At 65.4% G+C, this 11,164-nt stretch carries 10 protein-coding genes; 7 read left to right on the top strand and 3 right to left on the bottom strand.

Translation table 11 applies throughout. The features are described 5' to 3' along the window. From IC66_RS0115395 to IC66_RS0115380, 4 genes are all read left to right on the top strand, one after another. Positions 1–831 (top strand): adenylate/guanylate cyclase domain-containing protein (locus IC66_RS0115395; RefSeq protein ID WP_162131332.1); only part of this gene is annotated, 831 nt, incomplete at its 5' end. 323 nt (positions 832–1,154) lie between these two features. Then, positions 1,155–2,354 (top strand): SorA family sulfite dehydrogenase catalytic subunit, encoded by a 1,200-nt coding sequence (gene sorA, locus IC66_RS0115390; protein ID WP_038948215.1) that lies wholly within the window; start codon positions 1,155–1,157, stop codon positions 2,352–2,354. A 13-nt stretch (positions 2,355–2,367) separates the two neighbouring features. Then, the gene (sorB, locus tag IC66_RS0115385; protein ID WP_049806534.1) at positions 2,368–2,676 is read left to right on the top strand and encodes a SorB family sulfite dehydrogenase c-type cytochrome subunit; all 309 of its coding nucleotides are present in this window, start codon (positions 2,368–2,370) and stop codon (positions 2,674–2,676) included. A 208-nt stretch (positions 2,677–2,884) separates the two neighbouring features. After that, positions 2,885–3,085, top strand: coding sequence for a cold-shock protein (locus IC66_RS0115380; RefSeq protein WP_008134691.1), 201 nt, complete (start codon positions 2,885–2,887; stop codon positions 3,083–3,085). A 170-nt stretch (positions 3,086–3,255) separates the two neighbouring features. Here the strand turns inward: IC66_RS0115380 and IC66_RS0115375 are convergent, their stop codons facing one another. Continuing rightward, positions 3,256–3,717: an Lrp/AsnC ligand binding domain-containing protein gene (locus IC66_RS0115375; protein WP_018317238.1), complete on the bottom strand. Its 462-nt coding sequence runs from the start codon at positions 3,715–3,717 to the stop codon at positions 3,256–3,258. Between the two features lie 113 nt (positions 3,718–3,830). Between IC66_RS0115375 and putA the strand changes: the two genes are divergently transcribed. From putA to IC66_RS0115360, 3 genes are all read left to right on the top strand, one after another. Further along, positions 3,831–6,842 (top strand): bifunctional proline dehydrogenase/L-glutamate gamma-semialdehyde dehydrogenase PutA, encoded by a 3,012-nt coding sequence (putA, locus tag IC66_RS0115370; RefSeq protein ID WP_038948213.1) that lies wholly within the window; start codon positions 3,831–3,833, stop codon positions 6,840–6,842. A gap of 116 nt (positions 6,843–6,958) precedes the next feature. Beyond that, positions 6,959–8,164: a CaiB/BaiF CoA transferase family protein gene (locus IC66_RS0115365; protein ID WP_038948212.1), complete on the top strand. Its 1,206-nt coding sequence runs from the start codon at positions 6,959–6,961 to the stop codon at positions 8,162–8,164. A gap of 327 nt (positions 8,165–8,491) precedes the next feature. Continuing rightward, the gene (locus IC66_RS0115360) at positions 8,492–9,139 is read left to right on the top strand and encodes a glutathione S-transferase family protein (RefSeq protein WP_038948211.1); all 648 of its coding nucleotides are present in this window, start codon (positions 8,492–8,494) and stop codon (positions 9,137–9,139) included. Positions 9,140–9,209: 70 nt separating this feature from the next. On the opposite strand, the gene IC66_RS47715 is transcribed toward IC66_RS0115360, so the two are convergent. Then, on the bottom strand, positions 9,210–9,374 hold the full coding sequence (locus tag IC66_RS47715) for a hypothetical protein (RefSeq protein ID WP_162832258.1): 165 nt from the start codon (positions 9,372–9,374) through the stop codon (positions 9,210–9,212). 25 nt (positions 9,375–9,399) lie between these two features. Beyond that, the gene (locus IC66_RS0115350; RefSeq protein WP_038948209.1) at positions 9,400–10,911 is read right to left on the bottom strand and encodes a hypothetical protein; all 1,512 of its coding nucleotides are present in this window, start codon (positions 10,909–10,911) and stop codon (positions 9,400–9,402) included. Between the last annotated feature and the right edge of the window lie 253 nt (positions 10,912–11,164).

Raw genomic sequence — 11,164 nt, 5'->3', positions numbered from 1 at the left:
GCCCGCTGCTCGACCTGCCGCATCCGCGTCATCGGCGATCATGGCGTCCTGCCCGAGCCGTCGCAGCGCGAGGCCTTCGTGCTCACCCGCGTCGGCACCAACGACCCCTCGATCAGGCTGGCCTGCCAGCTGCGGCCGACGTCGGATCTGTCCTTCTTCCAGCTCTTCACCCCGCAAACGTCGTCGGCCAACGCGCAGGCCTCGGCGCCGGCGAGGATCGGCCAGGAGCGCTATCTCGTCAGCCTGTTCGTGGACATGCGCGGCTCGACCCAGCTCGCCGAGAAGCGGCTCCCGTTCGATACCGTCTTCATCGTCAACCGCTTCCTCGGCGCGGTGTCGCAGGCCGTGATCGAGAATGGCGGCCAGCCGACCCAGTTCGTCGGCGACGGCATGCTGGCGCTGTTCGGACTCACGGCCGATCCGCAAACCGCCTGCCGGCAGGCGCTGAAGGCTGCCAGCGGCATCGCCACCCATATCGACGAACTGAACGAGCTGCTGAGCCACGATCTTCGCCAGCCGATCCGCTTCGGCATCGGCATTCACGGCGGCGAGGTCATCATCGGCGACATCGGCTATCGCGATCACATCGTCTTCACGGCGCTGGGCGATGCCGTCAACGTTGCCGCCCGCCTGCAGGACATGACCAAGACGCTGGCCTGCGAGGCGATCGTCTCGGACGAAATCCGCGGCACCGCGGGCCTCGCCGACGATACGCTGCCGCAACAGGAGGTCGCGATCCGCGGCCGCGACGAGCCGATGGCGGTCCGCGTGGTGGCCGATGCGCGGGGGCTGACGGCGCTGGTCGATCGAAGCGAGCGCGTCGCGGCCTGATGTTCGCCTCTCCCCGCCTGCGGGGAGAGGCCGACGCGCGCAGCGCGGCGGGTGAGGGGGACTCTCCGCGAGTCCAACTGCTTCCTCCCTCGCGGAGACTCCCCCTCACTCCAACCCTCTCCCTGCAAGCGGGGCGAGGGAGCACACCGCCGCCGCGGTGAGAACTTGGCCACATGCATGTCTCCGTAACACCGGCCTGCTGCAACGCAGCGGCATGGGCCTGCTGCGAAAGCACGAATTGACTTCGTTCAAATCGTTGCGACAGATGAGCGCGGCTCGCGGTGATGACCGCGGGCCAACGAAAAGCTCCGGGAGGGGACCAGATGTTCGATCGCCGCGACCTGCTCAAAGGAGCGGGGCTTGCCGCCATGGCGGCCACACTGAATGCCACCAGGGCGTTGGCACTCGACACCGTGACCCTGCCCTTCGCCAATGGCGAACGGCCGCTGGTGAAATACCCGCAGAAGCGGCCGATGATCGGCCTGACCAGCCGGCCGCCGCAGCTCGAGACGCCGTTCGCGATCTTCAACGACGGCCCGATCACGCCGAACAATGCGTTCTTCGTCCGCTATCACCTCTCGGACCTCCCCTACAATCTCGACCCCGACAAGTTCATGCTGGAGGTCAAGGGCAAGGTCGACAAGCCGCTGAAACTTTCACTGAAGGACATCAGGAAGATGAAGGCGACCGAGATCGTCGCCGTCAACCAGTGCTCCGGCAACAGCCGCGGCTTCTTCGAGCCGCGCGTCGCCGGCGGCCAGCTCGCCAACGGCGCCATGGGCAATGCGCGCTGGCGCGGCGTGCCGTTGAAGGCGGTGCTGGAGATGGCCGGCGTGCAGAGCGGCGCCAGGCAGGTCACCTTCAACGGCATGGACGGGCCGGTCAGCGACAAGACGCCTGACTTCGTCAAGGCACTCGACATCGCTCACGCCAGTGACGGCGAGGTGATGCTGGCCTATGGCATGAACGGCGAGGATTTGCCGTTCCTCAACGGCTTTCCGCTGCGCCTGATCGTGCCCGGCTATTACGGCACCTACTGGGTCAAGCACCTCAACGAGATCACCGTCATCGACAACGTCTATGACGGCTTCTGGATGAAGTCGGCCTATCGCATTCCCGATACGCCTGATAACGCGATCGAGCCCGGCACCGCACCGAAGGCGACGATCCCGATCAACCGCTTCACCATTCGCTCCTTCATCACCAGCGTGCCTGACGGTGCCAAGCTGAAGGCTGGCCGCACCACCCTGCGCGGCATCGCCTTCGACGGCGGCAAGGGCATCAAGGAGGTCCAGGTCTCCACCGACGGCGGCAAGACCTGGGTGAGCGCCAAGCTCGGCAAGGATCTCGGCAAATATTCGTTCCGCGAATGGAAGCTGCCGGTGAAGCTTGCGGCGGGAAGCGTTGAGCTCAAGGTGCGCGCCACCGGCAATGGCGGCGAGACGCAGCCGGACGCGCCGCGCTGGAACCCGGCGGGATACTTGCGCAACGTCGTCGAAACCGTCCGCGTCACCGTGGCCTGAAAGGAGAATGACCATGCAGCGCACCGTTCTCCTCGCCGTCACGCTCGCCCTCGCCACCGGCCTGACGGCCGTGACCGCGGCGCCCGTCAACTACCAGCTTCCGGACGAGGTCGCCGCCTTCAAGGCGGGGCCCAATCTCGAAATCGTCCAGGCCAATTGCAGCGCCTGCCACTCGGCCGACTACGTCAAGACGCAGCCGCCGATGAAGGACAAGAAGGGCTTCTGGCAGGCCGAGGTGACCAAGATGATCAAGGTCTATGGCGCACCGATCGACGATGCGGATGTCGGCAAGATCGTCGATTATCTGGCCGCGACGTATTGACGGACAGCGCGCAGCACGCCGGCCATTTGACCGCGAAACGGGCAAAACCGGCAAAAACGCCGCGAAGTTGAGCGGAATTCGGCGAAAGGCCGATGTGGTTTGAGCTACCAAGCCGGCCACATTCCGCGTATCCTGTTAGGACCGAACCGGCCGGTTGGCGGGGACTGGCGGTTCGAGATCTCGGAGGAAGACCCGCGGAGAAGTCGTGATGGCTAAAGGTACGGTCAAGTGGTTCAACCCGACGAAGGGTTATGGATTTATCCAGCCTGCGTCGGGCGGCAAGGATGTGTTCGTGCATATCTCGGCAGTGCAGAAAGCCGGTCTGTCGTCCCTGAACGAAGGACAGACGGTGGAATACGAAGAGATCGCAAACCGGGGCAAGACCTCCGCAGAGAACCTCAAAGTATAAGCCCGCCAGCTTTTGCTGCCTCCCGGATCGATCCGGGAGCCGGGCCAAGAAAATTTTAGAAGACGGCCAGTGCATTCGACGACAGGCGTTGCGACTGCACAGGGAGAGCTATTTTCCCGCGAGGACCGCTCGTTCAACGCCTCAGCAATGACAATCGCGACGGCACTTCGTCAGCCCACCGGTAACGGTGCGTCGCGCTTGATCTCCTCCATCACCGCATAGGTCCGCGTCTCGCGCACGCCCGGCATCGACAGCAGGGTCTCGCCGAGGAAGCGTCGATACGCCGCCATGTCCGCGAGCCGCGCCTTCACAAGATAGTCGAAGCCGCCGGCAACCATGTGACACTCCAGAACTTCAGGCGCGAGTTTCACCGCGCGCGCAAAACGTTCGAAATTGTCCGGCGTGGTCTTGTCGAGCAGCACCTCGACGAACACCAACAGACCGAGGCCGAGCCGGTGCGGGTTGAGCCGCGCGCCATAGCCTTCGACAAAGCCCTCCCGCTGCAAGCGCTTCAGCCGCTCGCCGATCGAGGTTGGCGACAACCCGATACGCTCGGCGAGTTCGACATTGGCGATGCGCCCATCCTCCTGCAAAATCGAGAGGATCTTCCGGTCGATTCGATCGAGTTCCATGTTTAATCAGGCTAAGTTGCTTCTTGTCTTCATTTTCTAAGGCAAACTGGCTAGATTGTCTATCGAACTACGGTCACGCGGGCCTTATCCTGGATCTAGCCACAGGACACGCCATGCCGAACATCCCGCCGCCCTTCACCGCCCCCTACGCGCCCGATGATGCCGAGATCGCCGCGCGCCTGTTGCCGGCATCGCATCTGTCCGCGCCGCAGGAGGCCCGGATCGACCGCACCGCGACCCGGCTGATCGAGGCGATCCGCAAGCGCGACGACCGTCTTGCAGGTAGTCTTGGCGGGGTCGAGGACATGCTGCGGGAGTTCGCGCTCTCGACCAAGGAGGGGCTGGCGCTGATGGTGCTGGCCGAGGCCCTGCTGCGCGTGCCGGACGCGCGCACCGCCGACCAGTTCATCGAGGACAAGCTCGGCGAGGGCGACTTCATCCACCACGAGACCAAGTCCACCGCCTTCCTGGTCAACGCCTCGGCCTGGGCGCTCGGCCTGTCGGCGCGGGTGATCCAGCCCGGAGAGACGCCCGACGGCACCATCGGCCGTCTGGTGAAGCGGCTGGGCGCACCTGCGGTGCGCACCGCGACGCGTCAGGCGATGCGGCTGATGGGCAGTCATTTCGTGCTGGGCGAGACCATCGAGCAGGCGCTGGAGCGGGGCAAGCCGCGCTCCGGCCAGAAGCCGCGCTATTCCTTCGACATGCTCGGCGAAGGCGCGCGCACGGCCGCCGATGCCAGGCGTTATTTCGATGCCTATGCGAGTGCGATCGAGACGATCGGCAAGGCTGCGGGCAGCAATCCCCTGCCCGACCGGCCCGGCATCTCGGTCAAGCTCTCGGCGCTGCATCCGCGCTTCGAGGCGATCAGCCGCGACCGCGTGATGGCCGAGCTGGTGCCGCTGCTGCTCGACCTCGCGCGGCGCGCCAAAGCGCATAACCTCAACTTCACCGTCGATGCCGAAGAGGCAGACCGGCTCGAGCTGTCGCTCGAAATGATCGCCGCAACGCTCGCCGATCCCTCGCTGAGAGGTTGGGACGGATTTGGCCTCGCCATCCAGGCCTATCAGAAGCGCGCTAGCGCGGTGATCGATTACGTCGACGCGCTCGCCCGCGCGCATGACCGCAGGCTGATGGTGCGGCTGGTCAAGGGGGCCTATTGGGACACCGAAATCAAGCGCGCGCAGGAGCGCGGGCTCGACGGCTATCCCGTGTTCACGCGCAAGGCGATGACCGATCTGAACTACGTCGCCTGTGCGACGAAGCTTTTGAGTCTTCGGCCGCGCATCTTTCCGCAATTCGCCACGCACAACGCGCTGACCGTCGCGACCGTGCTGGAGCTTGCCGGGAAGAGCGGCGGATTCGAATTCCAGCGCCTGCACGGCATGGGCGAAGCGCTCTACGAGCAGCTCGCCAAGGATCATCCTGATATCGCTTACCGCACCTATGCGCCGGTCGGCAGCCACCGCGATTTGCTGGCGTATCTTGTGCGTCGCTTGCTGGAGAACGGCGCCAACTCGTCGTTCGTGGCGCAGGCCGCCGATTATCGCGTTCCGGTGCCGGCGCTGTTGCAGCGACCGGCGGACGCCATCGTCCGGCCGCAAGCGGCGGCGCATCCCAAAATCCCGTTGCCCGGTGATCTCTACGCGCCGGAGCGGCGCAATTCGCGCGGCGTCGAGTTCGGCGCACGCGTCGCGCTCGATCATTTGCTCGCTGACGTCAAAGCCGCAGCGACCGAGCTCGAGCCGATTGCGGATGCCACGCCGGATCAAGCCAATGCGGCAGTGACTGCCGCGCGTGTCGGCTTTGCGGCCTGGAGCCGGACACCTGCGGCCACACGCGCGGCGGCGCTGGAGCAGGCCGCGCATCTCCTGGAGAGCCGCAGCGCCCGCTTCATCGCGCTGCTGCAAAGCGAGGGCGGCAAGACGCTCGACGATTCGCTGTCGGAGCTGCGCGAGGCCGCCGATTTCTGCCGCTATTATGCCGCAGAGGGCCGCAAGCTGTTCGGCGTTGATGCGGCAATGCCAGGCCCGACCGGCGAAAGCAACGCGCTCGCGATGCGTGGCCGCGGCGTCTTCGTTGCGATCTCGCCGTGGAATTTTCCGCTGGCGATTTTCCTCGGCCAGGTCACGGCGGCGCTGATGGCTGGCAACAGCGTGGTGGCAAAGCCCGCCGAGCAGACGCCGCGCATCGCGCGCGAGGCCGTGGCCCTGCTGCACGAGGCCGGCATCCCGAAAGATGCACTGCATCTCGTTGTCGGCGACGGCCGTATCGGTGCCGCCCTGACCGCGCACGCTGATATCGCGGGCGTCGTCTTCACCGGCTCGACCGAGGTCGCCCGCAACATCAACCGGACGCTCGCCGCCAAGGATGGGCCGATCGTGCCGCTGATCGCGGAGACCGGCGGCATCAACGCCATGATCGCGGATGCCACCGCGCTGCCCGAGCAGGTCGCCGACGACGTCGTGACCTCCGCGTTCCGCTCCGCCGGCCAGCGCTGCTCGGCGCTGCGGCTCTTGTTCGTGCAGGAGGACGTCGCCGACCGCATGATCGAGATGATCGCGGGCGCGGCACGCGAGTTGAAGATCGGCGATCCCCGTGACGTCGCGACCCATGTCGGCCCGGTGATCGACATGGAGGCCAAGCAGCGGCTGGACGCCCATATCGCGCGGATGAAGACCGAGGCGAAACTGCACTTTGCCGGGACGGCGCCGCAGGGCTGCTTCGTCGCGCCGCATATCTTCGAGCTCGGCGACGCCGGCCAGCTCACCGAGGAGGTGTTCGGCCCGATCCTGCACGTCGTGCGCTACCGTGCCGAAAACCTCGAACGCGTGCTGCAGGCGATCGAGCGCACCGGCTACGGCCTCACGCTCGGCGTCCATTCCCGCATCGACGACACCATCGAGGCCATCATCGACCGCGTGCAGGTCGGCAACATCTACGTCAACCGCAACATGATCGGCGCCGTGGTCGGCGTGCAGCCGTTCGGCGGCAACGGCCTGTCCGGAACCGGTCCCAAGGCCGGCGGCCCGCACTACCTCGCGCGCTTCGCGACCGAGCAGACCGTGACGATCAATACCGCCGCAGCCGGCGGCAATGCGGCGTTGCTTGCGGGGGAGGAGTGAGGCCCTGCGCCTGATGCCGTTGCATCCCGGCAAAACATCGGTCTAATGCTCTCACGATCTGGCCCGCGCCAATTCCAGCGCGCGGGAAACGACAAGAGCGAGGGAGCAACGCCGCGATGGAAAAAGGCATCTTTTCAGGCCTGAAGATTCTGGACTGCGCGAGCTTCATCGCAGCGCCCGCGGCGGCGACCGTGCTGTCGGATTTCGGCGCCGACGTCATCAAGATCGAGCCGCCCGGCGCCGGGGATCCCTACCGCAACCTGCCGAATTTGCCCGGCTATCCGACCGGCGAGCACAATTTCGCCTGGCTGCTGGAGGCCCGCAACAAGAAGAGCATCGCGCTCGACCTTGCCAAACCGGAGGCGCAGGCCGTGCTCTACAAGCTGGTGGAAGAGGCCGACGTCTTCATCACCAACATGCCGCCGCCGGTGCGCGCCAAGCTCGGCATCACCCATGATCACCTCGCCCATCTCAACGACCGGCTGATCTACGCCTCCTTCACCGGCTATGGCGAGAAGGGCGAAGAGGCCAACAAGCCCGGCTTCGACAGCAATGCCTATTGGGCGCGCTCGGGCCTGATGGACCTGGTCCGTGCCGACATCGACACCACCCCGGCCCGCTCGGTCGCCGGCATGGGCGACCACCCCTGCGCCATGGCGTTCTACGGCGCCATCGTCACCGCGCTCTATCAGCGCGAGAAGACCGGCAAGGGCTCGCACGTCGCCTCCAATCTGATGGCGAACGGGGTGTGGGCCGCGAGCGTGCTGGCGCAGGCAAAACTCTGCGGCGCCAAGTTCGGCGAGCGGCGTCCGCGTGAGCGCGCGCTGAACGCAGTCGCCAACCACTATCAATGCAGGGACGGCCGCTGGCTGATCCTGTCGCTGCTGAGCGAGGAGAAGCAGTTTCCGACGCTGGCGAAATGTCTGGGACGCGAAGACCTCATCACCGATCCGCGCTTCGCCACCAAACCCGACCGTCACGCCCGTTCGGTGGAGTTGATCAAGATCTTCGACGAGACTTTCGCGACCAGGGATCTTGCCGAATGGCGCAAGATTCTCGACGGCAACGGCCTCGTGTTCGGCATCGTCGGCATTCTCGACGACATCCCCAACGACAAGCAGATGCTCGACAACGAGGTGCTGGTGCCGTTCGAGAACGACACCATGCTGACCATCTCCAGCCCGATCTGGATCGACGGCACCAAGAAGGTCCAGCCGCGCAAGCCGCCCGCTGTCGGCGAGCACAGTGACGAGATTTTGCGCGAGGCGGGATACGACGAAGCGGCGATCAAGCAGCTGAGGTCGTCGGGGGCGGTGGGCTAGGAGCGCACTCACACTCCGCCGTCGTCCCGAGGCGCGCAAAGCGCGAGCCCGGGACCCATAACCACAGGGAGTGGTTGTGGGCGCGACTGGTCACTCCGAGTCTTCGCCAAACCACGGCCTGTGGCTATGGGTCCCGGATCTTCGCTTCGCTCGTCCGGGACGACAGCGGGGAGACATCCCGTCTTCACGACCTCCGTCATTGCGCGCAGCGAAGCAATCCAGAGTATCTCCGCGGCTGCATTGCTGGATTGCTTCGCTACGCTCGCAATGACGATGCCGGGCGATCTCGCTATAAACTACCGGCCCAAAACCACGCCGCGAGGTCCCATGCCCAGTTACCGCCTGCACTACTTCCCCGAATCCGGCAACAGCTACAAGCTGGCGCTGATGTTGACGCTTTGCGGCGAGAGGTTGGAGCCGGTCTGGACCGATTTCGGCGGCGGCGTCACGCGCACGGCAGAATGGCGCAAGGCGGTCAACGAGATGGGCGAAATCCCGGTGCTCGAAGTCGATGGGCTGAAGATGACGCAGACTGCGCCGCTCCTCTTGAAGCTCGCCGAGCAGTACGGCCGCTTCGGCGCCGACACGGAGGAAGAGAAGTTCGAGCTGCTGCGCTGGCTGTTCTGGGACAACCACAAGCTCACCGGCTACATGGCGACCTATCGCTTCATGCGGGCCTTCACCGAGAAGAACGATCCGCAAGTGCTGAAACACTTTCGCCGCCGGCTCGAGGACTTCCTCGGCATCCTGGACGGGCATCTTCAGCACAACGCCTTCGCGATCGGCACTAGGCCGACCGTCGCCGACATCTCGATGATGGCCTATCTGCATTATCCGAGCGACGAGCACGGCTTCGATTTCGCCACGAGCCATCCTGCCATCCACGCCTGGCTCGGCCGCATGGCCGCACTGCCCGGCTGGAAGCCGGCGTACGAGCTGCTGCCGGGCAAGCGGATGACGAACTACGCGACGTGAGGGTGCGAGCACTGAACCCCCAGCCCCGTCATGGCCGGGCTTGTCCCGGCCATGACGAAAGAGAGCGCAGCTACCGCAGCGACAGCCAGCCGAGCGTGAACAGGATGCCACCGACGATAACGGCCATCGCGATCGCCCAGATGCTGACGCGGGCGCCGCCGGTGACCTGCTTGACTTCCTCGTTGCGTGCAATCTCGCGATTGCGCTCCTTGTTGGCGTCGCCGGTATTCGTCATGAATCATCCAAATCGCTTTGCGGGCTCAACGCGTCTTGATGAAGCACATGCCGATGCGGCGCGAGGCCGGGGCAGCCTGACAGGTGAGACCGTTAGCACAGCTCCATGACGTAAAACTCTCATCTCGCGTTCCCGATCCCGCATCTTGCAGGGAACAATGCGCGCCCCAGCCGTCCTGATATTCGCTCCCGGCGAGCTCCCGGCTGCCGCGGGTCTGCGGCCGGCTGGCAAATCCGCGTGAGAAATCAGGGCGTCTGCCTGCGGCGAACGCGGTCAGGATGTCGCGGCGGCGGGGCTGGTCGCCGAGAAAGTGGGGCGAGGCCGGTACGATGCTCGCATTGGACGGCCTGTCCGCCAGCCAATCGACGCCCGGAAAGTGAAAGCCGCCGATGCCGCGAGTCTGGTGGCAGCCTGAACAGGTGACGTCGTTGAGCCGGCGCTGGAAGCCCGCGACCGAGCGGATGTTCTGCATGTCGCCGCGCGCGGCCGCCTGCTTCAACGCACCGACCACGTCGTTATCGGTGAAGACCGCTTTGCCCTCCCCCTCAGCCTGCATCATGCCGAATTCCGGCTGCAGCGCCGAAGCATCGAGGCCGGCCGGCGTCGGCACCACCGCACTCCTTGCCAGGAATTTCTCGGGGATCAGCACGGTGCCGCGATCGAACTCGCGAAGATGCTCGGGTGCGAGCAGCCAATCCTTGAAGTCGCGCCGAAGCGCCTCGTCCGCCATGATCCGGTCGCGGTCGACCTGGTTCTCCAGCGTCGATTCCTCGAAGGCCTTCGTGGCGGAATTGTACTTGAACACCTTGAGCAGATAGTCGGAGCGGAAGTCATGCAGCGCCGACTTGGCCGCGACCGAGAGCTGGATGTTGGTCTCGATGCGTTCGAGCATGGCGTCGTCTCGACTGCCGATCAGCTCCTGCCAGTTGCCGTCGTCGAGCCAGCGCCGCGCGAGTTCGGCGCAATTGATCGGTTTGCCGTTCGCGTCCGTCTGGCGCGCATCCCGCGCCTTCATCACCAGATTGAGCGTCATCGGCAGCCGCGTCGCGGTTGTGCCGTCGAAGCGCGCCAGCCGATAGATCAGGCGGATCTCGCCGCAGGACTCCTCCGAGGCGTAGGCGCGGTCCATGCGGTTGACGATGCCGGCCAGCACGAAGCGCGTGTCGCGCGATTTCAGCACGGCCCGATCGAACAGCTGCACGTCAAAGCCCTCGCCGACGCCGATGGTCTCGCTCAGATAGGCCGCCTTCTGCCCTGTGATGTAGCGGTCGAACTCCGCATCGATCGCCGGCGGAATGTCCTTGAGCTGGGACAGCTCTGAAAACAGCCGGTCGGTCGTCAGCGGACCATTCGCTTTGCGCTCCGGCGCCAACAGGCGCTGGAGCGTGAGAGCGTCGCCGTCGTCGAGCTTGCGCAGCAGATCGGGATCGGTGATGGCGGTGCCGCGCGTCAGCGACGGGGTCTCTGCGGCCGACAGCGCGGCAGTACCGCCGAACAACACGGCGGCAGCAAGGAAAATTCGCAACGCGCGGCTCATGCCTGAGGTAACACCGCGGCGGTCCGCCTATTCAAGCAAAAAGGCGCTTCACATGGTGGTGAAGCGCCTTTCGAAAGTCGTATCGGAGCCGCTCAGCGTCCGGTGATCAGGCCCTTGCTGGTGACGACCACCCAGCGGCCGTCCTGGCGCCGGATCGCATCGACGCGACCAAGGCCGGGGATGGGATCGCCGGGATAGACCTCGTAGAGCCCGTCGCGGCCCTCGATCAGCGCACCGCCATTGCCGGCGTTGC

The sequence above is a fragment of the Bradyrhizobium genomosp. III genome, from assembly GCF_000261705.1.
In the GTDB taxonomy this organism is placed as follows: Bacteria; Pseudomonadota; Alphaproteobacteria; order Rhizobiales; family Xanthobacteraceae; genus Bradyrhizobium; species Bradyrhizobium ottawaense.
The sequence above is the reverse complement of the archived record's forward strand: the minus strand, read 5'-3'. Positions and strand labels throughout refer to the sequence as shown.

What these genes read in the sequence shown, in the direction of transcription:
- IC66_RS0115365 (WP_038948212.1), top strand. Translation starts at nt 6,959, where the DNA reads ATGGAAAAAGGCATCTTTTCAGGCCTGAAGATTCTGGACTGCGCGAGC.
- putA (WP_038948213.1), top strand. Translation starts at nt 3,831, where the DNA reads ATGCCGAACATCCCGCCGCCCTTCACCGCCCCCTACGCGCCCGATGAT.
- IC66_RS0115380 (WP_008134691.1), top strand. Translation starts at nt 2,885, where the DNA reads ATGGCTAAAGGTACGGTCAAGTGGTTCAACCCGACGAAGGGTTATGGA.
- IC66_RS0115350 (WP_038948209.1), bottom strand. Translation starts at nt 10,911, where the DNA reads ATGAGCCGCGCGTTGCGAATTTTCCTTGCTGCCGCCGTGTTGTTCGGC.
- sorA (WP_038948215.1), top strand. Translation starts at nt 1,155, where the DNA reads ATGTTCGATCGCCGCGACCTGCTCAAAGGAGCGGGGCTTGCCGCCATG.
- IC66_RS0115375 (WP_018317238.1), bottom strand. Translation starts at nt 3,717, where the DNA reads ATGGAACTCGATCGAATCGACCGGAAGATCCTCTCGATTTTGCAGGAG.
- IC66_RS0115360 (WP_038948211.1), top strand. Translation starts at nt 8,492, where the DNA reads ATGCCCAGTTACCGCCTGCACTACTTCCCCGAATCCGGCAACAGCTAC.
- IC66_RS47715 (WP_162832258.1), bottom strand. Translation starts at nt 9,374, where the DNA reads ATGACGAATACCGGCGACGCCAACAAGGAGCGCAATCGCGAGATTGCA.
- sorB (WP_049806534.1), top strand. Translation starts at nt 2,368, where the DNA reads ATGCAGCGCACCGTTCTCCTCGCCGTCACGCTCGCCCTCGCCACCGGC.